Below are 26,548 nucleotides of genomic sequence, written 5' to 3'. Positions count from 1 at the left end.
GTTCTTAAGGTGGGGATGACCTGTGAATATATCAATTATCACAGTAGGAAAATTAAAAGAGAAATATCTAAAGCAAGGCATAGCCGAATACACAAAACGATTACAGGCTTACGCAAAAATCGAGATCATTGAGCTCGCGGACGAAAAAGCACCCGAGAATCTCAGCGATCAAGACATGAAAATCATCAAAGACAAAGAAGGCGAACGCATCCTAAGCAAAATCAACCCCGACGCCCACGTCATCGCCCTCGCCATCGAAGGAAAAATGAAAACTTCCGAAGAATTAGCCGATACAATAGATAAGCTGGCAACATACGGAAAAAGCAAAGTATGTTTCGTCATAGGCGGATCCCTTGGCTTAAGCGACGCTGTCATGAAGCGCGCGAATGAGAAACTGTCGTTTTCGAGGATGACGTTCCCGCATCAGTTGATGAGGCTGGTGCTGGTGGAGCAGATTTATCGGGCGTTTCGGATTGTGCGGGGGGAGCCTTATCATAAGTAGATGAGGTATTTTACCATTTAATAAAACCTAATAAGAAACATTTGTTTTATCTATCTGTAAACTTAAGTACAAACTATTATCTACACTTTATTCTACTAATTATTTGCTATAATTAAGATGAATAGTGCTTTGAAACGAGGTTTTATAGATGAATACAGTTCTGACAAGACCATCAGCAGCGCCTGTGATTCAGGCGCTTCGTTCTATTGGCTATAACGCTAGCACAGCTATTGCTGACCTTGTAGATAACAGTCTCGATGCTAAGGCATCAACTATTAAAATTAATTTTACTTATAACGATACAGATGGAATGATTACCATAAAAGATAATGGTTTCGGTATGACTGAAGATATGCTTCAAATTGCCATGAGTATTGGTTCTAAAGACCCAAGAGAGCATAGAAGAGCAAACGAACTCGGTCGTTTTGGAATGGGGTTAAAAACGGCTTCTTTTTCACTTGGGAAGCGGTTGAGTGTTTTGACAAAAAAAGATGGAGTATATTATGAGAGATGCTGGGATCTTGATCATGTATCGGAATGTAATGAATGGCAGCTTTTTACCAGAATTCCTGAAGAAATCAAATTGAAAATGGGTGAAATAAAGGAAGAAAACGGCACAGTCGTCTGTATTGATAAACTTGACCGTTTTATGGGAGTCGGACGAAAGCGCAGATTAAAGGAAACAAGCTTCTACAATAAAGTTTCCCGTATTAATAGACACCTGGAATTTGTCTTTCACTCTATACTGGAAGAAAAAGAAGTAAGCCTCTTTATTAACGGTAAAGTGATAGATCCGTGGGATCCCTTTATGAGGAGTCATTCAAATACACTGGAAGGAGAAATGCAGATTCTTAAAATTAATGATAATAGAATTAAAGTACAGTATTTTATTTTGCCTCATGCATCCAATCTAACAGAATCTGAATATAAGAAGGCTGGCGGTTACAAAGGCTGGCGTGATCACCAGGGGTTATATATCTATAGAGAAAATCGCCTTCTATATTTTGGTGATTGGATGGGGCTGTTTCCAAAGGATGCAGCTTCACAGCTGGCCAGGGTTCGCATCGATCTTCCGAATTCAGCTGACTCAGACTGGCAGGTTGATATAAAAAAATCGGGCATTAATTTGCCTGAAGACGCTAAAAGAAGACTTGAATCCATTTCATCCATTGCACGAAAAGTTTCAAGGGATATGTTTTATTTCCGGACACAGTCTGGTCCTAGAAATCCTTCTGTTAAGGGAAGTCTAAATACATGGGAGCAGTCAGGAAAAGATGATGGTCCTCAATTTATTTTAAATCGGAATCATCCGATTCTTTCTGAGTTGCTTAAAAATTTGGATGATGAACATGTAAAACTCTTAAACTTATACTTGAAATTTGTACAGCTTGGCTCGCCAAGCAATATTATTGATGCTCCTAAGGTTCCAGAAGAAGAAGTGCAAAAGGTTTCAGACAGCAAGAAAGAATTGGTAGTCCAATTTGCTTCTTCTATGATGCAGTTGAATGTTGCTGAAAACGTAGAACAGCTTTTGAATATTTTGTTAACGCAACCTGCATTTGATGAATTAAACCGTGCAACTTTAAAAGTAATTTTATTGGAGGCGAATTTGAATGTCAGCAATTGATTTGAAAGATTTTTTTGAACAGAATTTTTCAAATACATATTATTACCTAAAAACAGTTTATAAAAATCAGGAAGAGGCAGCTGAAAAAGCCTTGGAATCAGCAAGAGGATTAGCGTCGGCGGAGAGCCATATTGACGATCCAACATTTCAAAGATGGTCACTTGAAATGTACATAAAGTACAAAATTGGTTTGGAAGTTCCAAAGGATTATGTAATGAGAGAATCCAAAGAAAAAAGCTGGTTTGAGCCTAAGATGGTAGCTAGCGGATTTTTCTGGTCCAGGTACCGTAGATATCTCTCCAGTTCGAAAAACTGGCCTTTTGAGGCAGTTACTGCAATAGATGAAACAACGAATCAGATAATGGCATCTATAGGAAATCCAAGCTCGATGGATCCATTCGATAAACGTGGGCTTGTATTAGGTTACGTTCAGTCAGGTAAAACAGCTAATTTCACTGGCTTAATCAATAAAGCTTTTGATGTCGGCTATATGCTAATAATTGTGCTGTCAGGTATTCATAATGATTTAAGAACTCAGACACAGATCCGTCTGAATGAAGAGGTGATCGGAAACCGAACAGACAAAGATGGAAATCCAATAGGGGTTGCCCAAATAAGCGCAAATACGGCTGATCATATCATTTCTTCTTGGACAACAGAAGACCATGATATCAAATCAAGCCAAAGGGGTACTAGTAACCTAAATTCACCAACATTAATGGTTGTTAAGAAAAATAAAACTGTACTAGAGTCACTTCGAGACCAGTTAATTTATCATCGGGATATATATAATTTGGATATTCCCATCTTAATTGTTGATGACGAAGCAGATCAGGCATCCGTTGACACTTCCAACCCTGATAAAAATGAAGATCCGAAAACGATCAATCGTTTAATCAGGCAAATTCTTGAAATTTTTAGTCGGAAGGCTTTTGTCGGATATACTGCAACACCTTTTGCAAATCTTCTAATCAGCAATGAAGGAAGTACAAATGAAGAAGGCGATGACCTGTATCCAAAAGATTTCCTTGTCGGCCTACCAAAGCCGAAGGAATATTGCGGACCTGAGGAATATTTTAATGTGGAAGAGGACGCTGAAGATACTCGCCCAAGTCTGATCCGCCATTTGCGTCAAGAAGACCTTGATGTATTTACAAAAATTAAAAAGAAATCTGACGCAAATAAATTCGAAGAAGTTCCTCCTCAAATGCGTGAAGCAATACTTGAATTCCTCCTTGTGATTGCTATCCGCAATCTGAGAGGACAAAGAAATAAGCATAATTCAATGCTCATACATACTTCTCGCTTTAAAGATGTCCAGTCAAGTGTAAAAGACGCAGTGGCGCGGGCATTTGATGCTATATCAAAGCAACTACAGTATAATCCAGAAAGCACTGTGATTGCAGAGCTACAAGACCTTTATGAAAATGATATTCTCCCAACAAGTAAAGATTGGCCTAATGAAAATCATCCAGAATTCAGCTGGAATGAAGTATATAAAGAATTGATGAATTGCTGTGAAAGTATCCAAGTTTTTGAGATAAATGGTAACAGCCGGGATGCATTAGACTACCATCAATATAAAGAAGAAGGGTTAAATGTCATTGCTGTTGGTGGAGACAAATTATCCAGAGGATTAACACTAGAAGGCTTAAGTATCACCTATTATTTCCGTAATACGCTTATGTACGATACTCTCATGCAGATGGGGCGCTGGTTTGGCTATAGAAGGGGTTATATGGATATCTGCCGCATTTATACTTCTAATGAGATTGCTTCAAATTTTGAACATCTGTCTATTGCGATGATTCAACTTCGACAGGAATTTGACCGTCTGGCTGCAATGAAGAAGACACCTTCTGAATATGCAATAAAAATGCTCAGCCATCCAACAATGAAGCTTACAAGTCCTTTGAAAATGAGAAATGCAGTTTCTTCAAATGTCATTTATGCTGGTACCCTACAACAGACAAGACTATTTGATCCAAGTGAAGATGTAATGAAAGGAAACATGGATGCGGCTGTTAAACTCGTTAATATACTTCCTTTAACAAAGACAACATACAAAAAGACCAACTTCTACTCGGCATCTGGTGTGAACGCAGAACACATAAAGGGATTTCTGTCAGAATATCGAACGGCTGACAGTAATATTGTAAATTCTGCACTAATTGCTGACTATATTGATAGAGTGAACAAAGAGGGCGAGTTATTAAATTGGACAGTTTCAATTGTAGAAGGTCAGCTTAAATCTGCTAATGGTCTATCGGAATACCCGGTTGAATTAGGGAAAATCAGTTTGAAATCTGCTTCTGCACTTGGGAATAAAATCAAAGAGCCTGATAGCAAGTATCAAATTAGAGACATTGGGGCTATTGTGTCTCCAAACCATGAGGACATGGATTTGGACTTCGATAAAATTAAAGAACTTAAAGAGCGTAAAGATAAACGAGGAGTGCGTTCAAAGGAAAATGGCCTAATGTTAATATATCCTTTGCATCCAGAAGTTCCTATCTTTAAGAGTTTAGATGTGAAATTCTCCTCGAAACTAGTGCCAATTGGAATTGCGTTTTCTTTCCCTGCGACGGAAATCGAAGAGAAAGGCATCTACCAGACAAATAAAACGATATAATTTTTAAGGAGAGTATTGTGTTGAACCTAAAATTAGAATTTGAGGAATTGATACAAGAACTTAGGGGCAAGGATGATAGTGAAGTTTACAAATTGAATGTCTTGACTTATGAGAATCCAATTATGTTTGCAGGAATTGATCCTGCTAATCATCATAGGCAGCTGTACATTGATTTGGGGCCAGGAGGATGGGACGAAGACCAGGAAAAAGCATTGCCTAAATGGAGGGGAATGTCCGTTAAGGTGGAATACTTTGAAAAACTATCCCTCTTAAAGGAACATTATTTTCTTGTTATCCGACAAGAGGATGAACAAAGTCCAGAAATCTTTGAACTTGTTCTGCAGAATCTCGCTGATCATCTGGCAGTAGCTGAAGAAGAAGGCTCACTCTTTTCAACAGTCTATAAAGTACTTGATCGATGGAGGACTTTCTTTCAGCGCGGAGGATTTAAGCGGCTTTCGGAAGAGCAACAGCGTGGGTTGTTTGGGGAATTATGGTTTATTAATGAATGGCTGGAAAAGCATCCTGGCCAGCCGCCTCTTATAATCGAGCATTGGGAAGGACCAACGAAAGGTCGCATTGATTTTAAGGGGACTAGATGCGGAATTGAGATCAAAACAATTATTGAAAAATTATCAAAAACGATTAAAATATCAAATGAAAACCAGCTAAAGCTGAATGAAGCCGTATCTTCAATTTATCTCTATGTATGTTTTCTAGAGCAAAGCCGAACTCATGGACTTTCTCTTCAAGAGCTGGCAGGACAGGCACTGTATTTTATGGAAAAGACAGAGGTGTATGAGGCTGGTGAAAAATTTCCCCGCTTAATAAAGGAGCATCTGCCAAAAGGAATTTCACATGTAAGCTATAATATTGATTTGACTCATTGTTCAGCACATGAGAAGCAGCTGGAAACCATATATCAATTGTTTAGAGTGGAAGGATAAAAGATGATAGAAACAAGACAAAGAAAAGAATTCCTGCTCGATTTTACAGAAGAGTTAGAGGAAAAAGCAATAAAATCTGGTAGTTACCAGGTTCCTTTCCTGGAAAAAATGATTTCTTTTATGGATAGACCAGATGAACCTGAAATTCTGTTACCTCCTTTTAAGGATTCTGGAAAAAACATTGCCGTAAATGCCTATTCTTATGATGATGAGAATCAAGTATTAGATGTTTACGTTGTTGATTATAACTTTGAGCAGAATGAAGAAGATTTGCTTTCCATCAACATGACTGCTGTTACTGAAATAGCCAATAGGGCAAAACGCTTTATTACAAATTCAAAGAATCTCCTTCAGACGATTGATCATTCTTTGGAAGCTCATGATCTTGCTAAAATCATTGATAAAGTATTGAATAGTTTAAATGAGATTAATATTTTTGTTATCACGAACATGTATTATACTTCCAATAAGCCTGTAGAAATAACCATCCCTGGAATTGAGACGGTTAATGTTCAAGTATGGGATATCGATCGAGTTCAGCAACTGATCACTTCTGAGCAAGCTATTGAAACAGACTACATTAATTTTGAACAGGACTACGGTGAAACATTTGAAATGATGTTTGTCCCTGGCCCTTCAAGTGGTGTGAAGGATTTTGAATGTTATATAGGTTATATTTCAGCTGAGTTACTAGCTAAAGCTTATGATGAATGGGGGCAAAAGCTTGTTGAGCGAAATGTACGTTCATTCCTTCAAGCGAGGGGCGGAACCAACAAAGGCATTCGCGATACATTAAAGGACCCTTTTCAGCGTAAAATGTTTGTTGCATATAACAATGGTATATCAACAGTTGCTCGTACTGGTGACTTTGAACCAGTAAAAGACGGGGTAAACCAATTTAAGATTAAGGAATTAAGTGGCTGGCAGATTGTCAACGGAGGTCAAACGACAGCTTCTATTCATAAAGCCTACAAGGATGGTATCAGCCTGAAGGATGTCTATGTTCAAGCAAAACTTACTATCCTACAGGTGAATGAATTTGTTGAAAGGGATCAGCACCAGATCGAAGATGAGATGATTTCACGCATATCACAGTATGCTAATACACAAAACAAGATTAATAAATCAGATTTATTAGCCAATACACGTTTCATGTCTGACCTCGAAAAATTTTCAAGAAATATCTGGATTCCTGGAATAGAGGGCAGAAGATCCGAAAGCAAATGGTACTTTGAACGTGCCAGAGGGCAGTATATGGTTGATATAAATAGACGCATTAGAGGCAAAGAACAGACCGACTTTAAGAAGCAATATCCGAAAAATAAAGTCCTCACAAAAGTTGATTTGGCTAAATATTTCATGTCATGGGAAGGCTATCCTCACGTTTCTAGTAAAGGAGGGGAAGAAGCTTTTAAAAAATTCATGGAGTTGAATAAGAGCTTCTGGAGCGGAAATACCCTAGATAAGATAACATTATCTGTCTATCAAAAACTAATTGCCCGAGCTATAATTAATCTTAGGGTAAAGAAAATTGTTGATGAAATGAAGCTAAGAGGTTACAAAGCAAACGTCCTTTATTATACAACTGCAATGCTTCATCAAATATATAGTGAACAGATAGATTTAGTTGAAGTATGGGAAAAACAATCCCTTTCCGAAAAATGGGATGATATTATTCGAATAATCGCAGAAAAGACATTGTCCTACCTTAGGGAATCTGCGGGAGAGCGAAACGTTACACAATGGGCGAAGCAAGAAGCATGCTGGATTCAGTACAAAGAAACCTGCGCACAGGAATTAAAAAACTTAATTTAATCTTATCACCCTAATCTTTTGACAGAGATTCAGGGTGTTTTTAATTTAAGGGCATATAGTGTTTTATATACGATGCAATATGATTAACGGAGTGTTGAAGTCCTGCATGAGTTCATGCTCCCAAATGCATATTAACTTCATTACATAGCAGTCTTTTTGATTCACTTCCTGATATCTGAAGACATTGTCAGAGAACTTTAGAGAGCATTTTCTGGCATGGATAGGAGCGCTGTGGTTTTGTTATTCTTTGTGAGAAAAAATTGTCTAGTGTAAATTCAGGAATCTTACTCGAGTACCCAACATTAAACCACTTGATATAAATATAATTATGATATAATTGAAAAGTTAATTAAAAAACAAATTTAGGAACTTATGTTCTTATCGAAAATATAGTATGAAAGACTACTTCTTAATGAAGTGAGGTTTTATAATGAAAAAATTTAAAGTAATGGATCTTTTTGCAGGGGCAGGCGGTCTCAGCAACGGCTTTGAACAGACAGGCAGGTTCGAAGTGAAAGTCGCTGTCGAAATTAATGAGAACGCACGTAAAACCTTCAAAATAAACCACCATAATGATGTCATTTTACATGAGGATATTACAAAACTTCAATATGCAGACGAAAATGGAAAAAAGATTGGTGAATTCTGTGATATTGATGTTGTGATCGGAGGACCGCCATGTCAAGGATTTTCCAATGCGAATCGGCAGCAGAATACCTTAATTTCTTCGAATAATAATCTTGTTAAGGAGTATTTGCGGGCGATTGAAGAAATTCGTCCTTTAGCTTTTGTGATGGAAAACGTGAAAAGTATGGAGTCAGAAAAGCATAAGTTTTTTTTGAGTGAAGGTGACGAAGTCGAACTTGTTAAGCTGGAAATCGAGCCTGTGGAAGAACATATTAAGATTGGCAGAAGGACATCTTATTCTGTTAACTTGAGAAATTTTCTTATGAATGCGTACGAACAGAGGACAGATTTAACACCTTTTATGATAAGTAATGAACTCTTTTCTAAATTAAATACACTTTTAAAACATGCTAAAAAGAAATCGCCCATTGATTTATTGCGTTTTATAGAAAAAGAGGCAAACTATAAATTTTTTATGAAGGTAATAAACAAGCAATGGCTTAGTCAGCATTGTGAATACTGGAATAGCCTATACCAATTAGATTGGACTGACCTGGGAGAAAAGCTGAAGAATCTTTTAGACAAAACAACTGAAGATTTCGCTTCATATACAGATACTCTTGAAAACATCATTGAGGCTCAGAAGATAATACGCAAGATATCAGAAGTAATTGAAAATAAAGTTTTGTTATTCGATATAGAAGAAAATCATGACGATATTGAGATTATCATTAAATCATTTAATGTGTTTAATTATATTAAAAGAAAGTTTACCAGCTTGGGTTATGTATTAAATGAGAATAAGTATATTTTTAATGCTGCTCATTATGGAGTAGCGCAAGAAAGAAGCCGATTAGTTTTAATGGGAATCAAAGGTACTTGTTTAAAAACGAAAACAGTTAAAACGCCTGAGCCATTATTTCATAAAAAGAAAGAGTATAATAAAATCTATGATGCTATAGGTGATTTAGAAAACATTTCACCAGGTGTAAATGTTAAAGATGATGAACTAGTTAAGTCGTCCCATCAACCGCTACTTAATAGTCCTCTTAATAATTATCTTAATAATATAGATAAGATTTACAACCATGTTAGAACTGAAACTGGTGAAGTAGCTCTAAAAAGGTTTAAGGCCCTTAAAGAAGGTCAGAATTTCCATAATCTGGATGATTCATTGAAGACAACCTACACAGATCATAGCAGAACACAAAATACTATTTACAGAAGACTTGCATATAATGAGCCTTCAGATACTGTACTTAATGCCAGAAAATCGATGTGGGTTCATCCTGTTATAGACAGAGCTATCAGTATTAGAGAAGCGGCTAGGCTACAATCATTCCAGGATTCATATAAATTCTGTGGATCAAAGGACTCACAGTATCAACAAATTGGAAATGCGGTTCCCCCATTGCTTGCTAGGGCTATTGCAGAGGGAATTTTGCAATCTTTAGGTGAAGAGGTTGAGGAGAATATTAGAGAAATACTTTTGTCTAATCGTGTTGGTGAAAATTCGTTAAAAGAATGTGCATTTTCTGAAGCGAAAAACTTGCGGATAAAGGTCTGATAAATACTATAGCCTGTAAGCTTTATATAACCTATTTAATTTTAAAGTAAATTAATTTAAATTAACTCTTTTGAAATAGCTTTGGATAAAAAAACAAGATAAATCATAAGGTTTTGGTACATCACACCAGTATCACTTACCGACCGTCCCATCCTAGGCATGGTCGCAGGCACTAACAAAAAATTAATGATCGATGCGGGTAACTCAGAAGATCATGCGAACTATTTCATCCAAAGAACTTTAAAGCACGAGAACGCCAAGCCTGATATGGTTGTCCTACGCATTGGCATTGGGATCATATTTTTGGTCTGCCGGCGATGCCTAATACGCTTTCGATTGCTTCTGCAAAAACAAGAAAGGAAATGGAGAACCTTGTTCCGTTTTCGTGGTCAGATGAGGCGATTGATGAGCGGGTGAGGGAAGGAAGGGAGATTGAGTTCTGTGCGAAGGCCATCAAGGAGGAATATCAGGATCATCGAGATATTCAGGTGGTTTTACCGGATGTGACGTTTGACCGATCTTGGCGGGGTTACTTGTGTCGTGCAGCATGTTGGAGGCGATCACGCTGCTGATTCAGTGATCGTGTATGTGAAAGAAGAGAAAATTCTTTTTCTTGGTGATTGTATTTATCCGAAAATGTATGCCGAAAAAGTTCATTATACGGTGAAAGAAATATTGCGTCTTTTAGATGAGTTAGATGCTTTTGATGCCGAGAAAGAATATCAAAATTACGTGAACAGAGAACTGAAAGATGTTGAATTTGAAACCATTGTTTACTTTGTAAATGGTGATTAAATAATCACTAAAAAAAGTCTCATTTGAGTGATTTCCCTCAAACGGGACTTTTTTTGCATCACGGATTGTGGAAGACTTATTTTTGGCATTGATAATAAAAACAATCCCACGTAGGCTTAGTTTTCAGGTAGTGTTTTCGTCCAAAAAAATCAAATCGCTTCACGCAATTGATGGTTCTAAAATGATAATTTTTCATTGTTTCTCCTTTCATTATCACTTGAGTGTTTCATGAGCTAATTTAAATGTAGTTCTAGAGATCTGCCAACATTAAATAATACTTTAAGAATCTTGGTAGATAATAACCTCATTTAAGGGCATCACGGTGAGCCCTATCATAAGTTAGTGAGGGGAGAAGGTTAAATTTAGCTGTACAAGCAGCAAAAAAGTACTCTAATCCTTTTCCATCAAACTCTCCTTTGCACCAGAATAGAAGATATAACCACCCCGCATAAACCACGATTAAGCCTAAAGCGGCGAGAATAATCTAGGAAAATAGAAAGTTGTAATGAATCTCAAACAACACGTGTTGACATATCGTTATTTATCGATATAATAGTTTGTATGGAGCCAATAGAAGTTTTCAAAGCCTTATCCAATGAATCCAGATTGCAAATTTTACAATGGCTAAAGGAACCTGATCGTCATTTTACACCCCATGAAGGGATTGATATGAATACTACAGGGGTATGTGTTAGTCAAATAACAGATAAATTGAAAATGACGCAATCAACAGCATCTCAATACCTTTCAATTTTACTTCGAGCTGGATTAATTACGACAGAGCGTATAGGTAAATACACGTATTATAAAAGAGATGAAAATGCCATAAAAAAAATTGCTGAGATTCTAGAAAAAAATATTTAATAAATGAACTGAATTCATACATCAGAATTCAGTTTCATTTATTAAATACAAATCGACTTATCGTAATATGTTTTTTTGTCCATACATATTAACAATTCTAGATATGTAAATGTATTATATATAAGGAGTGATCTACATTGTCAAACACTGTAAAGATTTACATTTTAGCTATTGTCAGTTTTTTAGTTGGTACATCAGAGTATATCATCTCTGGTATTTTGGATAATATTTCTGAATCATTAGGGATTACGATAGCTGCAGCTGGCCAGTTAATTACGATTTTTTCTCTTGTGTATGCCATCTTCACCCCAGTATTAATGGCTTTAACATCGGGAATGAATAAACGCAAGTTAATGTTATTTTCACTTAGCGTTTTTATTCTAGGTAATATTCTGGCATTCGTCCTCCCTGGGTATCAATTATTTATTGTGTCAAGAATTATTATGGCTCTTGGAGCGGGGATGGTCGTAGTTACTGCATTAACAATTGCTGAAAAAATTGCACCAAAAGGTAAGCAAGGTACCGCTATTGCTACAGTAGTAATGGGATTTACAGCATCATTGATCATTGGAGTCCCACTGGGGAGAATGACTAGTGATTTCTTTGGTTGGAAAGCTGTATTTGGAGGAATAGCCTTACTCGGATTATTAGCCATGGTGATCATTTCTCTTACGATTCCAAAAATCCAAGGGGATAAACCTGTACCTTTAATTCAACAACTCGCTCTTTTTAAAAAACCAAAAGTAGTGTTGGGATTAGCCATCACCTTTTTCTGGCTTGGTGGTTATTCAATTGCCTATACCTACCTATCCCCTTACCTTTTAAATATATCAGGTGTAAGCAGCAAATTGCTGAGTGGAGTTCTCCTCGTATTCGGGATTGCTAGTCTAGTTGGGTCAAAGTTTGGTGGATTTAGTACCGATCGATGGGGTGTGAATTTTACGCTGATTAGTGGAATGACATTACATGTCATCATGCTCATATTGCTCTCACTAGTTACGCATTCTTATGTTGGAGTATTGCTCATTTTAATATTATGGTCATTTGCTGCATGGTCTTCTGGCCCGACTCAACAATATCACTTAGCTACAATGGAGCCAGAGTCATCAGGTATACTATTAGGTCTCAATCAGTCAATGATGCAATTGGCGATGGCTGCAGGTGCAGCTATTGGAGGTATCTTTGTAGAGAGGGTTTCTCTATCTTCCGTTACTTGGGCAGGTGCTTTAGGCGTTGCAATCGCGATCATTGTCACAATATTGGCTTCGCGTGCTACTTCGAGTAATGAAATTCGATATACTTAAACAAGTAGAACGATGGGAAAAAACGTGATTCAATTTAAAAAATAATGACAGAAAGTAGGAAGCACCAATGCATTCAATTAAAAAAATAGGTCAGAGTTTTTGGTACATCACACCAATATCACTCACCGACCGCCCCATCCTAGGCATGGTCGTTGGCAATAACAAAACATTAATGATCGATGCCGGTAACTCAGAAGATCATGCGAACTATTTCATCCAAAGATCTTTAAAGCACGAGAACGCCAAGCCTGATATGGTTGTCCTCACGCATTGGCATTGGGATCATATTTTTGGTCTGCCTGCGCTGCCTGATACGGTTTCAATTGCTTCTGCACAGACAAGAAAGGAAATGGAGGAGCTTGTTCCGTTTTCGTGGTCAGATGAGGCGATTGATGAGCGGGTGAGGGAAGGAACGGAGATTGAGTTCTGCGCGAAGGCTATTAAGGAAGAATATCAGGGTCATCGAGATATTCAGGTGGTTTTACCGGATGTCACGTTTGACCGTCGGATAGAGATTGATCTTGGCGGGGTCACTTGCATCGTGCAGCATGTTGGAGGCGATCATGCGGCTGATTCCGTGATCGTGTATGTGAAAGAAGAGAAAATCCTGTTTCTTGGTGATTGTATTTATCCGAAAATGTATGCCGAAAAAGTTCATTATACAGTGAAGGAAACGTTGCGTCTTTTAGATGAGTTAGATGCTTTTGATGCCGAAACGTATATTCCTTCACACCAAAGACCATGGACAAAAGAGGAGTTTCGTCAGGAAACAGACAAACTTCGGATGATAGCGAAATTCACTGATCAATGTGGTGGAGATAAACAGAAAATCACGAATGAGTATCAAAAGTACGTGAACAGAGAACTGAAAGAAGATGAATTAGAAACCATTGCTTACTTTGTAAATGGGTATTAAATAAACACTAAAAAAAGTCTCATTTGGGTGATTTCCCTCAAACGAGACTTTTTTTGCATCACGTATTGTGACAGACTTATTTTTAGCATTGATCATAAAAACAATCCCCAAGTAGGCTTGAGTTTTCCTTATTAGGAGGTAAAAAACAGATGGACAAAATAACTGACCCATACGACACTTTCAAAACCAAAATAAGAACCATGCGGCTTCGCTGCAAGAGTTGATGCAGAAATATAAAGAACATGTGACGGTGCGTTTTTTTGATGCAGAAGCTCTTCCAGATAAAGATTACACAGATTTTGTGATGTGTGAAACGATCATTTTATGTGGGAAGAGATTAGAGATTCTATTCCTTACACAAGTGGTTATGTCAAAATTAAAGAGGTCATCATGGGAATGGAAAATGCTTTTCAAACATATGAAAAAGAATCTCTGAAAATGAATCAGTAATCGAAAACCACCTGATAGCAGGTGGTTTTTTGTACATTCTATTTTTTGGTATAATCAGAGGTAATGTAAGAACGGATAAATTTTTGAACTGAATCGGAGGTCCATATGAAACAGCTTTACATGAAGCAGAAAGTATTTAGTCTGAGCGGCAGGTTTACAGTAAAGGATCAGCAGGAGAACGATGTGTATTTGGTCGAAGGCAGTTTTTTGAAGGTACCGAAGACGTTTACCATTCTGAATACAGAACGAGAAGAAATCGCTGTGATTACGAAGAAAATGTTTAGCTTTTTACCGAAGTTTTTAGTAGAAGTTGGTGGTCAAGAGGTATTGACGATCAAAAAAGAGTTTACGTTCTTTAAAGCAAAATATTCAATTGATGCCGCGGGTATAGAAGTGCAAGGTAACTGGTGGGATATGAATTTCCAGGTGCTCCAGAATGGTGATGTGATCGGCCAGGTGAAGAAGGAATGGTTTACTTGGGGTGACAGCTATAAGGTTGATATTTTGAAAGAAGAGATGGAGCCTGTGATGATTGCATTGGTTGTTGCGATTGATTGTGTGAAGGCTGATGAAGCAGCGTCTAGGTCTTCGTCGTCGGCAACGACGAATTAATAAGTGAGGTGAGCACACTGATCACATTCCAATACAAAGTATTTCTAACAGTCGTAGAATGCGGCAGTTTTACAAAAGCCGGGGAGAAGCTTGGGCTGACGCAGTCTGGGGTGAGTCATAATATTGCGAAGCTTGAGTCGGAATTAGGGATTGTGCTGCTTCGGCGGAATCGAAACGGGCTTTCGTTAACGGACGCAGGTGAGCGGGTGATGCCGCATATCCGGCAAATCATGCATCATGCAGCATTGCTTGAGCAGGAGGCGGCGCTCATTCAAGGGATGGAAGTGGGGAGTATCAAGATAGGGACATTCCCTAGTTTTTCCTCAAATGTCCTTCCACGCCTTATTCATCGTTTTACGCAAATCTATCCGCATATCAAGCTGGAGTTATATGAAGGAGGTTATGAGGAGATTGAGGAATGGATCACTTCTGGCACGGTTGATGTTGGTTTTTTAACGCAGTCATCGAGGGAATTTGAGACCGTTCCACTTTTTCAGGATGAATTGGTGGTGCTCATACAAGAGAATCATCGCTTTCATACGAAGAAAGTGATTGAAGTGGACTCGTTACATGATGAAGCCTTTATCATGCCGAAAGCGGGCTGTGACATACTCGTCAAGAAGCTGTTAAAAGAAAGAGGCGGCGTGAAGCCTCATGTTTTGTTTGAAATTGAAGACAACAATACGCTCATTTCTATGGTGCAAGAAGGGCTTGGGGTCACGATCATTCCAAAATTGGTTTTGCTGCCGCACATACCTCATACGAAAGTCATTCCACTGGAGACGAGCATCTTTCGTGAGGTCAACCTGGCGCTCAAATCATTCAAAGCAGCTTCCCCATCGGCCAAAAGATGGATCGAAACGGTCAAAAATCATTTTAAATAGAATCAGCTTGAACAGGAAGTCCCCATTCAAGCTGATGTTTTATAAAGTTAACACGCCGCGGATCGTGATGACAGCTGCGCCTGCCACTTTAATCACCGGCTTTGATTCATTCGGAATGACTGTGATACGAAGCATGCCAGGTCTGCCGATGGCATCCCCTTGGGCAATGTTCAGGCGAGTGATTTCTTGCTGAGAAATGATACCCTCCAAATAAAGATATCCAGCCAACGCCCCGTTTGCAGCCCCCGTCACAGGATCTTCCGGTATACCAATCCCAGGTGCAAAATCCCTCGTATAAAGATCGCATTCTTTTGAAGTGTGGAACGTATAAAGGTGGGTTGTCGAGATACCATGCTCTTTATTCATTTTAGCTAAAGCCGCTAAGTTCGGTGCCGCTTGATCAATGTCCTGTTGGTGCTTCATCGGAACAAGAAGATGCCAGTTTCCGGTGTTTGCTAATTTGATAGGATAGGATGGATCAAGGCGGTCAATGCTCACACCAAGCATGTCACTAAGCTCTTCTAAATCGATGACAAAATCCCGCGTCTTCGGTGTCACCTGCGTCATTTCCACATCAACGACCTTTCCATTTTCTTCGTGCCATACAACAGGCACATGGCCGATCTTTGTTTCTAACACGACCCCTGATCTCTCTTTAGCCAGTCCTAGCTCCGTCGCTAGAAGCCAAGTCAATCCAACAGTCGCATGCCCGCAAAAATTGACCTCTTCCGTCGGTGTGAAGTATTTGACGCGATAATCGGCTTTCTTATCATGGGCAGGAAGCAAGAAGACAGATTCCGGTAAATTCAACTCCTTGGCGATGCTCTGCATATCATCTTCTGTTAAAAACTCACCATCCAACACCACCCCAGCGGCATTTCCTCCAAATTTCTCAGTTGTAAACGCATCAACATGATACACTCTAATGTCTCTCATCTGATGACTCCTCCTATACACTCTTGTTACGTTTATCATAAGTTTGTTTGATGCATTCGTAAAATGAATTTTTTTGATGTTTTAAATCGGAAGTGTTCATGTAAGAGAAGGAGTTTTCTCAGAATAAAGGTTTGAGTAAAGTATAATGAAAGAAAAAATAAAGCGAGGGGTGCATGATAGCTATAGGTGGATACATCAATATTGGAATCGTTTTTTATGAGACGATTCATTTTCCAAATGCTTTTCGCCAATTGGCTGATTATCTAGCTGAAAAAGAAATGTCTATTACCAAAGTAAAGTTTAGTAAGGATTCTGATGGCGAAATATGGATTGAACAAAGTATAAAAGAGAACATCATCAAAGATGATAACTTTTCAGGTTATTATACAGAGTTTGAATTGTCGGGGTCGAAGCTAAATGATATGACCATCAACATACAAAAAGAAACAGGTTATGTAGGGTTCGTTATCTGTTTAAAGTGGACAGAGGTTGTTTCTCATGATGTCATTCATCTTCAGCAGGAGATCATACGCTGTCTTGTGGATCTTTATCATACGATGACGTTTGAATATGCGTTCATTGGACATGAAATTGAAGTCGAAATTCATCCAGATGAGTTTGAAAAGTGTCTGCAAGACCAGCATGCTTTTCCAGTTGCTCTAATTGGCAAAGGAAAACACATAGACATTTATTATGGTGATGTTGGGATTGATGGCCTATCTTCTCAAGAAAGAAGGGTGGAATGTTTAAAGGTTAAAAGATAAAAGTAAGAAAGCCTCCTGACACCAGGGGGCTTTTCTCATCCATCACCCATAATAATTATTCGCTTGAATAAAAAATTGGGATTGCATGTAGTTATATGTGATTTTCGAGAAGTCGAAGGGCTGGCCGTTTGTGAGATGAAAGACCGTCTCGACGCGGAGGGCGGGATCGTCTTGTTTGAGGCCGAGGTGCTTTGCTTCGGTTTCGTTTAGTTTGCCTACTTGTAAGTACATATCAGAGAAGCCGACTTTGAGTCCAAGCCCTTCACTGACGAATTTAAAAACAGAGTCGGCAGCAATTTCTGTGTTGAGATAAGGAATGATCGTTTTTCGGTAATAGGATTCTTCTAAACATAAGGTTTGTCCATTGATGTAACGAATTCGTTTTAGATAAAAAACATCCTCTGCTTGTTCAATGTTCAAATTAAGTGCAGCTTCTTCGGACGGCTTGATGGTGTCTAGCATTAAAACCTCTGATGTCAGTTGAAATTCCTCTAAATCTTTTTTAAACCCTTGGTTGGATAAAAGGCTGATGTAGCCCTTACGGCGGTGTCTTCGAACAAAGATGCCGCTGCCCCTCACTTGATAGATAATTCCTTTTTTTTCGAGTAATTCTAACGATTTAATAATGGTACTTTTGCTCACAGCAAATTGGCTCATGAGTGTTTCGAGTACGGGGAGCTTATCCCCTTGCTGCATCTCATGGGTGACAATATATTTTTCAATATCGCTCGCAATTTGTTGATACTTTAACATGGCTATTCCTCTTTGTTTTCACGATTTATTGTCTTTGTATTATAGCACATACCAAATTTACTTTGATATGCTATTTGAAATTATATATGTATTGATAAATTGTACCGGTATAATTATAATGTACATATACTAGCAGTGATAAAGGGGGGTTTTATATGTCAAAAGTGAGGGATTATCAAAAGCTTGCAGAAGACATCTTAGAGGCAGTTGGCGGAGAAGAAAATGTGGTGAGTGCCGCAAGATGCGCCACGCGGCTGCGTTTGGTGTTGAAACGTTCGAATCCAAAGGCAAAGGAAGCAGTTAATGCAATGCCTGGCGTCATTACCGTGGTGGAAAACGGCGGTCAATTCCAGGTCGTCATCGGTCAGCATGTTGGTGAGGTATATGAGCATTTTTCCAGCCTTGTTCAGCTGCAGCCGTCTGATGATGATCAGGTAAATGAAAACAAGGGAACGGTGCTGAATCGAGTTATCGCGACAATGTCTGCTGTGTTTGCACCATTTGTGTATATTTTGGCCGCAGCTGGTATTTTACAAGGTGCACTTATCCTCATTAATTTATTATTTCCAAGCTTCTCGAAAACCGGAACGTATGAAGTCTTTAGCTTTATTTCCTGGGCGCCGTTTACGTTCTTGCCTATCTTTATTGCTATAACAGCTGCCAAGCATTTTAAAACGAATATGTATATCGCAGTAGCGTGTACAGCAGCGCTTGTCAGTCCGGCTTGGACGGAGATTGCTGGACGCGTGGCATCAGGGGAAGGCGTTACCTTTTTAGGCATAGCGTTATCTGAAACTGTTTATACGTCATCTGTTTTGCCGCCGCTATTCTTGGTATGGATCCTTTCATATGTAGAGAGATTTTTAAACAAACGCATTCACGAGGTGGTCAAACCGTTATTTGTCCCATTTATCTGTATGGTCGTCATGGTTCCGTTAACTATTCTATTAATTGGTCCTCTTTCGACAGCAGGCGCAAATGGGATTGCAAACGGATACAATGTCTTGGCAGAAAATGTACCAGCTTTAGCAGGCGCCATTATCGGAGGTTTCTGGCAAGTGCTTGTCATTTTCGGTGTTCACTGGGGCATCACCCCAATGGTGCTCGCCAACTTTGAACAATATGGACGTGACTCCTTCCAGGCATATCAAACCATCGCTGTTATCGCTCAGGTCGGCGCAGTGTTAGGGGTTATTTTAAAAGCAAGAAACCGTGAAACAAGAAAAGTCGGGGTTTCAGCGGGAATCACGGGTCTCTTTGGAATTACCGAGCCTGCGATTTATGGGGTCACCCTGCGTTTCAAGAAACCATTTATTTTCGGATGTATATCTGGAGCGGTCGGTGCCATTGTTGCCAGCTTCTTTACGCCTTATTACTTTGCGTATGCAGGTTTGCCTGGTCCACTGACGATTGTAAACGGAATTAGTTCAGATTATCCAACGTCAATCATCGGCATTTTGATTGGTGTGGTCATTGCGCTGATCTTACCAGTTGTGCTCATTCAAATGTTTGGTTATGGGGAAGATACAGTGGAACAGACAGCTGGGGCAACATCTGATAAAGATCAAGTTGGAGAAAAAATGAATGCTTCGATGAACAATGAAGAAACCATTCCTGCACCGCTTGCAGGGAAAGTGCTCCCGTTATCTGAAGTGCCGGATGCTGTATTTAGCTCGGGGGCGATGGGCAAAGGATTTGCGATTGAACCGACAGACAATAAGATGTATGCACCATTTGACGGCAGTGTCGTCATGCTTGCGCCGACAAAGCATGCGATTGGACTGCGTTCAGAATTCGGTGTGGAGTTACTTGTTCATGTAGGAATTGATACGGTTTCGCTAGATGGCTCAGCATTTACTCTTCATATCAAAGAAGGCAGCAAGGTGAAGAAGGGTGACTTGTTGATGACATTTGATCAAGAAGCCATTGAACGCAAAGGATTAAAAACAATCACACCAGTCATCATCACCAATACACAAGCGTACGAAGATGTGATTGTAGAAGAACAATCGACATGTCAGCCAACGGACGTCATGATCACAATTGTGAAATAGGAGGAATGAATAATGACTTTACCAAAAGATTTTCTATGGGGCGGCGCATTAGCTGCACATCAATTCGAAGGTGGATGGAACGAAGCAGGAAAAGGCCCAAGTGTTGTAGATGTGATGACAGCAGGTGCTCACGGAGTACCGAGACAAATAACTGAAACGATAGAAGAAGATAAATTTTATCCGAACCATGAAGCGATTGATTTCTACCATCGTTATAAGGAAGATATCGCGTTGTTTGCCGAAATGGGTTTGAAATGCTTACGTACATCGATCGGCTGGAGCCGGATTTTCCCTAAGGGAGATGAAGCGGAACCGAATGAAGCAGGCTTACAATTCTATGATGATGTATTTGATGAACTGTTCAAGCATGGCATCGAGCCTGTGATTACGCTATCTCACTTTGAGATGCCGCTCCATTTAGCAAGAGAGTACGGCGGGTTCCGCAGCCGAAAAGTCGCTGAGTATTTCGCGAAATTCGCAGAAGTATGCTTCAATCGATACAAGGACAAGGTCACATACTGGATGACATTTAATGAAATCAATAACAAAATGGATGTCAACAACCCACTATTCCTTTGGACAAATTCAGGGGTATCAGTCAAAGAAGGCGAAAATGCCAAAGAAGTCATGTATCAAGCAGGACACCATGAATTACTTGCAAGTGCATGGGCAGTAGCCAAAGGAAAAGAGATCAATCCTGCTTTCCAAATTGGAGCAATGGTTTCTCACGTGCCAATCTATCCGTATTCCTCAAATCCAGAGGATGTCATGCTTGCAGAGGAGTATATGAGACAGCGCTATTTCTTCCCAGATGTACAGGTTCGCGGCTACTATCCGAGCTATGCATTAAAAGAATTCGAACGCGAAGGGTATCATATTCCATTTGAAGAAGGCGATGAAGAAAGCTTAAGAAAAGGGAAAGTGGATTATCTAGGCTTTAGCTACTACATGTCGACAACGGTTAAAAGTGATACGGTGTCTGATCACAACGGAGACATTGTCAACGGAGCCCTGCCGCATGGTGTAGATAACCCTTATATCAAATCAAGTGACTGGGGCTGGTCCATTGACCCGACAGGCTTAAGATATACATTGAATCGTTTTTACGATCGCTATCAAATCCCGCTGTTCATCGTAGAGAATGGATTTGGTGCAATAGATCAAGTAGAAGAAGACGGTTCTATTCACGATCCAGAAAGAATTCAATATCTCGCTTCTCATATCGAAGCACTGAAAAAAGCGATTGAATACGACGGTGTGGACCTTATTGGCTACACACCTTGGGGCATCATTGATATCGTGTCATTCACAACAGGTGAAATGAAAAAACGCTACGGCATGATCTACGTTGACCGCGACAACGAAGGTAACGGCTCGATGAAGCGCCTTAAAAAAGATTCGTTTACTTGGTATCAAAACGTCATCGCAACGAACGGCGAAGAAGTGTAATAAAGGAAAATAGAAGCCCGGATGAGCGTGGTATATGCTTGTTCGGGTTTTTCTCTTTCTTTCGACAAAAATGGTGAGTATATCCTTTTGTTCACAATAAATAAGTCTTATAATTTAGTAAGAATATTTATGGAATGGAATAGGAGAGAGCGTTAATGACGAAATGGTGGATGGTTCGTGCAGGTGACCAAAATGATTTAATTTCAATTTGGGAAAAGAAAGGTATCGCATCTATCGGGTGGCCGAAATTAGGTAATCCAAAACAATATCAAACAAAGCAAGAGATGAATGCTCGAGCTGATGTCATATTCGCCGAGAACAAACCTTTTACAAGGAGAAGCTGGGTTAGTCAGATATGGAGGTTCAGTAGAGAAATTAAAAAGGGAGATCGAATTATTACATATTTAAAAGAGAGTCGTGAATATCGAGTAGGTACTGTGACTGCTCCGCATTTTTTTGATGAAGCAGCTGGAGATAAAATGTATCCAAATCACATTAAGGTGAATTGGGAGCCAATCGCCGTTAAACGAGATTCTCTCAGTCAACCAGCTAAGAACAGCCTCGGTTCTATATCAACTGTTTTTCGTGTAGATGATTGGGGGCAAGAGATCGAACATTTACTCAAGAACCCTACTTCTATTGCAGCATACGAAGATGAAACAGAAGAAGATGAAATTATTGAAGATTTAGTCAGCAAAGCAACTGTTATGATTGCAGATAAGGTAGATAAACTGGATCCGTGGCAGATGCAAGATCTAGTCGGGGGTTTACTGCAAGCTATGTCATACAATGTTCGCGTAAGCCCAAAAGGACCTGATGGTGGTGTTGATGTATTAGCTTATAAAGATGCATTTGGATTTGAAAAACCTATTATAAAAGTACAAGTTAAGCATCGACAAAACTCAGCCAGTTCCCCAGAAGTACAACAATTATTAGGGGCTAATCCTATGAATGCAAACAGTTTATTTGTTTCTACTGGTGGATTCACTTCTAATGCCAAAGCTGTTGCGAAGCATAATGAAGTTCATCTAGTAGATTTAGAAGAACTCGTAGACCTTATTGTACATTGGTATGAGCATATGCCAACTGAGACAAGATCTTTATTACCTTTGAAAAAAGTGTATGTACCTGAGTGATTTTTTATTGCCTACGCTTCAATAACGCCTGAATACAAAGGAAGAAGAGGATAATAACAATAAAATAGTTTATTGAGTTTTGAAAGACATTGATGTTCAAGGATAATTGTAGAAAAATCCAAAAGCCGAATATCACCATAATTGCAGAAATGATTCCTTTATACACATTGATTCTCCTTTCGATTTAGTTGGCATTATCTCATATCACTGAAGAGGTTGAACAGGGATTAATGTTTTAATAGGTTCTATCACATAGTTTGGAATAAAGGACCAATCAATAATTATAAATAGGACGAAGGTAAGGCTAGACAGAGCAAAATGTATTGTCTAGCCTATTTCTATTTCCTGACTTTGTTGAGATAGAAAGTCTATTCCATTTTTTATGTCATTCAGCCTATTTTTCCGTTTTGAAGGTCACGGTAAAATAGACTTTATGATCAATAATGGAGGGAGTGACTTCTTCTGGGCAAGATACTTGATGCAAAAGCACTAACCAGTGCCATGGACACAAGGGCAAAACACTATCAGGAACTCCGCGAACAAATGATAGATTTAAAAAAGGCATTACAAGGTGTTGCCAACCTCGGAGATGACTTCACTGGGAAAGGTGCCGATAACATTAAAAGTTTCTATAAAGAGCTGTCTGGAAATGTAGACATGTTTATCAGCTTCATTGATAAGCAAAAAGCCTTTCATGAAGGTGTTTCTGGAACACTGGATGATACGAGTTTTGGCGGCGATACCTTTGTAGAAGAACACTTTTTAGACAACGCAGTACATATGGGCATCAAGAATGCCAAAAGCATTGTGAAGGATCAAAAAAAGGCACTCAAAACGATTTTTCAAGACATTGATGATCTCATTTCTCTAGAGGTATTTGATAGCCAAACCTTTGATGAAAAAATAGAAGATGCGGAAGATGAACGAAAAAAGACGGTCAAAGAACTAAGAGAGCTTGATCAAAATTTAAAAGATGAATATGCTTTGTCAGAGACGGAGCAGCAAGCTACAATGGCATTGTATGCTGAAATGATGAATGCGACAAATGACGGAAAAGCGATTTCGCCTATGAATTTTGATAAGAAAGCGTATCAAAATAGCGAAATTTACAAGGCAAAAAGCGATATTGAGAAGCAAACTGCTGAATATCTGAAAATCAAAAAAGAACAAGAAGAAGCCCGCAAGATCGCAAAGGAACAAGAAGCCCTCGCCAACCGCCCTTGGTATGAAAAAGCCCTCGATTATGGTGGAAACATCGTGAATGAACTGACTGGCGTGAACGATGCAAAACGTGCCGCAACAGGCGTTGATCCAATCACAGGCGAGGAACTCACGGCAGGACAGAGAGTCGCGGCAGGCGGCATGGCAGCGGCTGGCTACATCCCTATCGTTGGCTGGGCAGGCCGCATTTTCAAAGGCGGGAAAGCAGTCTATAAAACCACCCAAGCCACATCAGCCGCAGTCAGAGCAGTCGACATTTACAAGACATCACAAAAATCCTTTGACGCCCTGAAAACATCTCAAAAAGGATTATATGGCCTCACCGCCACCAACGGCTTCAGCGAAGCGATCACAGGCCGAGACATGTTTGGAAATAAGATCTCGAAAGAACAGCAGGAAGCAAGTATGAACGCGGCGCTTGGGATGCTTTTGCCATTTGGAGCGAAAGGGTTTCATGGTAAAATGGGGATTAAGGGTACGGGTGAAATTGGTTGGAATATGTTAAAAGGCGGAGGAGAAATAAATGGAAGAAATTATTCTCAGCATGCTTTGGAAAGAATGGCACCTGATATTCCTGAAGTAAAAGCTACTTTAACAAGTAGAGCAATCAAAAAAGCTGAAGAATTAGGATTTAAACCACAAACAAAAGAATTTAGTGATTTCATTAAAAAATATGTTGATCCAAGAAATATTCCACCTTCAGTTATTGAAGACGCTATAATGAATACGAAAAAGATACCTGGTAATAGAAGCGGAACGTTTGTTCATGAAACACGGGATGTCAAAGTGATTATAAATGAAGCAGGCGATGTTATCACAGTTATACCGAAATAATTAATAAAAGGATGAATACGAATGTTTATCAAGTATGATGAATATGATCTCTTAGAACTTTTTCAAAGTGAGCCGGTGAGTATAACAGGCAATATAGATGATGGAGAATTAATTTATACTTACAAAGATGACCAAAATTTCAAGGTGATTTTAACTTTAGATGTATATAAGCAAACGAGTAGTCTAAGTATTACATTTAAAGATTCTATAGTATTTACAGGTGATTTTAATAATGTAACAAGTATAAAAAAAGATGACAATGCTATGGTAATGAACGTGGGCGAAGAAGAGAGGCTAAAAGTTAAATTTTATAAACAAGTTGGAGTGGAGTTACTTTAAAATAGCCTTATTGTATTAGAAAGAAATATAAAACAATTATGATATTCTCTCAGATAAATCAGTAGGTGAAGTAGTTGATACTTCTAAATTTAATGTTATTGTTATCATACCTTGACTGGCTATATGCCTTTCAAGGTTTTTGTGTTTATTGGCTTTCATCCCGAGAAAAAACCGATAAAATGGGAATCTTTTTCCTGAGTGGATCATCGTATGATAGAGACAAGCAAAACGAACGTATTGAGCACTCTAAGTGCCTTGGTTGGTGTCCCCTTTTTTTATTGGGAGACGCGCCTCTCCCTTATCAATGGTGTATCTGGATACGGAACAAAAGTGTTGAGGAATGTGGCTATACGAGAGGGACATTCTGAGCCTGAATAGCAGCTGGTCTGCGACAGCCGTATCGAGGACAGTTTTTCATTTCAATTGATGATTGACTGTAATTGGCATCCTCTCGGAGTGTAGTCATCATTTCAAAATCTATTTAAGCGAATAGCGTAAGGTGGTGTTTATTCAGCTAACAGTGTTCTGTTTCGAAAGAGACAATAAAGCAATCGAAAAGCATTGCAGCTTGATCAAAATAGCGAAATCTACAAGGCAAAAAGCGATATTGAGAAGCAAACTGCTGAATATCTGAAAATCAAAAAAGAACAAGAAGAAGCCCGTGAGATCGCAAAGGAACAAGAAGCACTCGCCAACCGTCCTTGGTATGAAAAAGCCCTAGATTATGGCGGAAATATTGTCAATGAGCTGACAGGTGTGAACGATGCAAAACGTGCCGCAACAGGCGTTGATCCAATCACGGGCGAGGAACTCACCGCAGGCCAGCGTGTCGCGGCAGGAGGCATGGCAGCGGCCGGCTACATTCCTATCGTTGGCTGGGCAGGCCGCATTTTCAAAGGCGGAAAAGCTGTCTATAAAACGAGTCAAGCCACATCAGCCGCAGTCAGGGCAGTCGACATTTACAAGACATCACAAAAATCCTTTGACGCCCTAAAGACATCCCAAAAAGGTTTATACGGCCTCACCGCCACAAACGGCTTCAGCGAAGCGATCACAGGCCGAGACATGTTTGGAAATAAGATCTCCAAAGAACAGCAGGAAGCGAGTATGAACGCGGCGCTTGGAATGCTTTTACCGTTTGGAAGTAAGAGTTTAAAACAACTTCAATTTAAACATAAACCAAAAGAAATAATAACTAAAAGAGAAAATTATCAAAGATATGTGAAAGCTGAAAATGGGCAGCGTCCTCCTAATTTTTCACCTGAAGGAGCCAAAAGAAGAGGGGCTTTTCGAGAATCTAAAAGGGCAAGTGGTATACCAGTAAGTGAACAACCCATAGAAGTTAGACCAGCAGTGGACAAAAGAGGTAACCCTATCCCTGGTAAGGATTATTTCTTTAAAGGTGATAAAGTGGTTAGAGATCATGCAGGAGGTCATTATTATCCAGACGACTTAAGTCAGAATAGAGATGCTCATTTTAATGATATTTATGGAAACCACTATGACTATGAAAAATAGTT

At 39.2% G+C, this 26,548-nt stretch carries 21 protein-coding genes and 3 pseudogenes; 21 read left to right on the top strand and 3 right to left on the bottom strand.

Annotated elements, in window-relative coordinates; translation table 11 throughout:
- Positions 1-22: 22 nt before the first annotated feature.
- The 13 genes and pseudogenes from rlmH (at position 23) to MHB69_RS18935 (ending at position 15,542) form a co-directional block, all read left to right on the top strand.
- Positions 23-502, top strand: a complete 480-nt coding sequence (gene rlmH, locus MHB69_RS18995) for a 23S rRNA (pseudouridine(1915)-N(3))-methyltransferase RlmH (RefSeq protein WP_342495865.1) — start codon at positions 23-25, stop codon at positions 500-502.
- Positions 503-650: 148 nt separating this feature from the next.
- Positions 651-2,129: an ATP-binding protein gene (locus tag MHB69_RS18990; protein WP_342495864.1), complete on the top strand. Its 1,479-nt coding sequence runs from the start codon at positions 651-653 to the stop codon at positions 2,127-2,129.
- Positions 2,116-4,761 (top strand): Z1 domain-containing protein, encoded by a 2,646-nt coding sequence (locus MHB69_RS18985; protein ID WP_342495863.1) that lies wholly within the window; start codon positions 2,116-2,118, stop codon positions 4,759-4,761. The genes MHB69_RS18990 and MHB69_RS18985 overlap by 14 nt, the downstream gene beginning before the upstream one ends.
- 17 nt (positions 4,762-4,778) lie before the next feature.
- Positions 4,779-5,708 carry a PD-(D/E)XK motif protein gene (locus MHB69_RS18980; RefSeq protein WP_342495862.1) on the top strand — a complete coding sequence of 310 codons (930 nt, stop codon included), beginning with the start codon at positions 4,779-4,781 and terminating at the stop codon, positions 5,706-5,708.
- 3 nt (positions 5,709-5,711) lie between these two features.
- Positions 5,712-7,523 carry an AIPR family protein gene (locus MHB69_RS18975; RefSeq protein WP_342495861.1) on the top strand — a complete coding sequence of 604 codons (1,812 nt, stop codon included), beginning with the start codon at positions 5,712-5,714 and terminating at the stop codon, positions 7,521-7,523.
- A gap of 430 nt (positions 7,524-7,953) precedes the next feature.
- The gene (locus MHB69_RS18970) at positions 7,954-9,717 is read left to right on the top strand and encodes a DNA cytosine methyltransferase (RefSeq protein WP_342495860.1); all 1,764 of its coding nucleotides are present in this window, start codon (positions 7,954-7,956) and stop codon (positions 9,715-9,717) included.
- 159 nt (positions 9,718-9,876) lie between these two features.
- Positions 9,877-10,512, top strand: a pseudogene (locus tag MHB69_RS18965) (MBL fold metallo-hydrolase).
- Between the two features lie 561 nt (positions 10,513-11,073).
- Entirely contained in the window at positions 11,074-11,376 is a 303-nt protein-coding gene (locus MHB69_RS18960; protein WP_025093701.1) for a metalloregulator ArsR/SmtB family transcription factor, read from the top strand.
- 137 nt (positions 11,377-11,513) lie between these two features.
- A complete protein-coding gene (locus MHB69_RS18955) occupies positions 11,514-12,680 on the top strand; it encodes an MFS transporter (protein WP_025093702.1) in 1,167 nt (388 codons plus the stop codon).
- Positions 12,681-12,747: 67 nt separating this feature from the next.
- Positions 12,748-13,596 carry an MBL fold metallo-hydrolase gene (locus MHB69_RS18950; RefSeq protein WP_342495859.1) on the top strand — a complete coding sequence of 283 codons (849 nt, stop codon included), beginning with the start codon at positions 12,748-12,750 and terminating at the stop codon, positions 13,594-13,596.
- Between the two features lie 169 nt (positions 13,597-13,765).
- Positions 13,766-14,046, top strand: a pseudogene (locus MHB69_RS18945) (Darcynin 2).
- Between the two features lie 105 nt (positions 14,047-14,151).
- Positions 14,152-14,658: an LURP-one-related family protein gene (locus tag MHB69_RS18940; RefSeq protein ID WP_041118400.1), complete on the top strand. Its 507-nt coding sequence runs from the start codon at positions 14,152-14,154 to the stop codon at positions 14,656-14,658.
- An 8-nt stretch (positions 14,659-14,666) separates the two neighbouring features.
- Positions 14,667-15,542: a LysR family transcriptional regulator gene (locus MHB69_RS18935; RefSeq protein ID WP_342495858.1), complete on the top strand. Its 876-nt coding sequence runs from the start codon at positions 14,667-14,669 to the stop codon at positions 15,540-15,542.
- Between the two features lie 39 nt (positions 15,543-15,581).
- Here MHB69_RS18935 and MHB69_RS18930 read toward each other — a convergent pair whose 3' ends face one another.
- Positions 15,582-16,478 carry a PhzF family phenazine biosynthesis protein gene (locus MHB69_RS18930; RefSeq protein ID WP_342495857.1) on the bottom strand — a complete coding sequence of 299 codons (897 nt, stop codon included), beginning with the start codon at positions 16,476-16,478 and terminating at the stop codon, positions 15,582-15,584.
- A gap of 173 nt (positions 16,479-16,651) precedes the next feature.
- On the opposite strand from MHB69_RS18930, the gene MHB69_RS18925 reads away from it, so the two are divergent.
- Complete coding sequence (locus MHB69_RS18925; RefSeq protein WP_342495856.1) at positions 16,652-17,242, top strand: Imm64 family immunity protein; 591 nt, start codon at positions 16,652-16,654, stop codon at positions 17,240-17,242.
- 42 nt (positions 17,243-17,284) lie between these two features.
- Here the strand turns inward: MHB69_RS18925 and MHB69_RS18920 are convergent, their stop codons facing one another.
- On the bottom strand, positions 17,285-17,995 hold the full coding sequence (locus MHB69_RS18920) for a GntR family transcriptional regulator (RefSeq protein ID WP_087978680.1): 711 nt from the start codon (positions 17,993-17,995) through the stop codon (positions 17,285-17,287).
- Between the two features lie 155 nt (positions 17,996-18,150).
- Here MHB69_RS18920 and MHB69_RS18915 point away from each other — a divergent pair, with 155 nt between their 5' ends.
- The 3 genes from MHB69_RS18915 (at position 18,151) to MHB69_RS18905 (ending at position 22,634) form a co-directional block, all read left to right on the top strand.
- Positions 18,151-20,049 (top strand): beta-glucoside-specific PTS transporter subunit IIABC, encoded by a 1,899-nt coding sequence (locus MHB69_RS18915; protein ID WP_342495855.1) that lies wholly within the window; start codon positions 18,151-18,153, stop codon positions 20,047-20,049.
- Between the two features lie 9 nt (positions 20,050-20,058).
- A complete protein-coding gene (gene bglA / locus MHB69_RS18910) occupies positions 20,059-21,498 on the top strand; it encodes a 6-phospho-beta-glucosidase BglA (RefSeq protein ID WP_342496248.1) in 1,440 nt (479 codons plus the stop codon).
- A gap of 155 nt (positions 21,499-21,653) precedes the next feature.
- Entirely contained in the window at positions 21,654-22,634 is a 981-nt protein-coding gene (locus tag MHB69_RS18905) for a restriction endonuclease (protein ID WP_075621405.1), read from the top strand.
- Positions 22,635-22,638: 4 nt separating this feature from the next.
- Here MHB69_RS18905 and MHB69_RS18900 read toward each other — a convergent pair whose 3' ends face one another.
- Positions 22,639-22,800 carry a hypothetical protein gene (locus MHB69_RS18900; protein WP_342495854.1) on the bottom strand — a complete coding sequence of 54 codons (162 nt, stop codon included), beginning with the start codon at positions 22,798-22,800 and terminating at the stop codon, positions 22,639-22,641.
- Between the two features lie 296 nt (positions 22,801-23,096).
- Here MHB69_RS18900 and MHB69_RS18895 point away from each other — a divergent pair, with 296 nt between their 5' ends.
- The 4 genes and pseudogenes from MHB69_RS18895 to MHB69_RS18880 all read left to right on the top strand — a co-directional run bounded on the left by MHB69_RS18895 (position 23,097) and on the right by MHB69_RS18880 (position 26,546).
- On the top strand, positions 23,097-24,689 hold the full coding sequence (locus tag MHB69_RS18895) for a T7SS effector LXG polymorphic toxin (protein WP_342496247.1): 1,593 nt from the start codon (positions 23,097-23,099) through the stop codon (positions 24,687-24,689).
- 21 nt (positions 24,690-24,710) lie between these two features.
- Positions 24,711-25,028 (top strand): hypothetical protein, encoded by a 318-nt coding sequence (locus MHB69_RS18890; RefSeq protein WP_041118379.1) that lies wholly within the window; start codon positions 24,711-24,713, stop codon positions 25,026-25,028.
- A gap of 573 nt (positions 25,029-25,601) precedes the next feature.
- A pseudogene (locus MHB69_RS18885) lies at positions 25,602-26,177 on the top strand (pre-toxin TG domain-containing protein); the annotation flags it as partial.
- Positions 26,154-26,546: an HNH/endonuclease VII fold putative polymorphic toxin gene (locus tag MHB69_RS18880; protein ID WP_041105818.1), complete on the top strand. Its 393-nt coding sequence runs from the start codon at positions 26,154-26,156 to the stop codon at positions 26,544-26,546. The pseudogene MHB69_RS18885 and the gene MHB69_RS18880, both read left to right, overlap by 24 nt.
- The last annotated feature ends 2 nt before the right edge of the window (positions 26,547-26,548 follow it).

The sequence above is a fragment of the Bacillus sp. FSL K6-0994 genome (assembly GCF_038630815.1).
GTDB classification, from domain to species: Bacteria; Bacillota; Bacilli; order Bacillales; family Bacillaceae; genus Bacillus; species Bacillus safensis.
The sequence above is the reverse complement of the archived record's forward strand: the minus strand, read 5'-3'. Positions and strand labels throughout refer to the sequence as shown.

Excerpts from the sequence above, each read along its gene's own strand:
- MHB69_RS18990 (WP_342495864.1), top strand. The coding sequence starts at position 651 with ATGAATACAGTTCTGACAAGACCATCAGCAGCGCCTGTGATTCAGGCG.
- MHB69_RS18985 (WP_342495863.1), top strand. The coding sequence starts at position 2,116 with ATGTCAGCAATTGATTTGAAAGATTTTTTTGAACAGAATTTTTCAAAT.
- MHB69_RS18975 (WP_342495861.1), top strand. The coding sequence starts at position 5,712 with ATGATAGAAACAAGACAAAGAAAAGAATTCCTGCTCGATTTTACAGAA.
- MHB69_RS18970 (WP_342495860.1), top strand. The coding sequence starts at position 7,954 with ATGAAAAAATTTAAAGTAATGGATCTTTTTGCAGGGGCAGGCGGTCTC.
- MHB69_RS18960 (WP_025093701.1), top strand. The coding sequence starts at position 11,074 with ATGGAGCCAATAGAAGTTTTCAAAGCCTTATCCAATGAATCCAGATTG.
- MHB69_RS18950 (WP_342495859.1), top strand. The coding sequence starts at position 12,748 with ATGCATTCAATTAAAAAAATAGGTCAGAGTTTTTGGTACATCACACCA.
- MHB69_RS18940 (WP_041118400.1), top strand. The coding sequence starts at position 14,152 with ATGAAACAGCTTTACATGAAGCAGAAAGTATTTAGTCTGAGCGGCAGG.
- MHB69_RS18930 (WP_342495857.1), bottom strand. The coding sequence starts at position 16,478 with ATGAGAGACATTAGAGTGTATCATGTTGATGCGTTTACAACTGAGAAA.
- MHB69_RS18925 (WP_342495856.1), top strand. The coding sequence starts at position 16,652 with ATGATAGCTATAGGTGGATACATCAATATTGGAATCGTTTTTTATGAG.
- MHB69_RS18920 (WP_087978680.1), bottom strand. The coding sequence starts at position 17,995 with ATGTTAAAGTATCAACAAATTGCGAGCGATATTGAAAAATATATTGTC.
- MHB69_RS18915 (WP_342495855.1), top strand. The coding sequence starts at position 18,151 with ATGTCAAAAGTGAGGGATTATCAAAAGCTTGCAGAAGACATCTTAGAG.
- MHB69_RS18905 (WP_075621405.1), top strand. The coding sequence starts at position 21,654 with ATGACGAAATGGTGGATGGTTCGTGCAGGTGACCAAAATGATTTAATT.
- MHB69_RS18890 (WP_041118379.1), top strand. The coding sequence starts at position 24,711 with ATGTTTATCAAGTATGATGAATATGATCTCTTAGAACTTTTTCAAAGT.
- MHB69_RS18880 (WP_041105818.1), top strand. The coding sequence starts at position 26,154 with ATGCTTTTACCGTTTGGAAGTAAGAGTTTAAAACAACTTCAATTTAAA.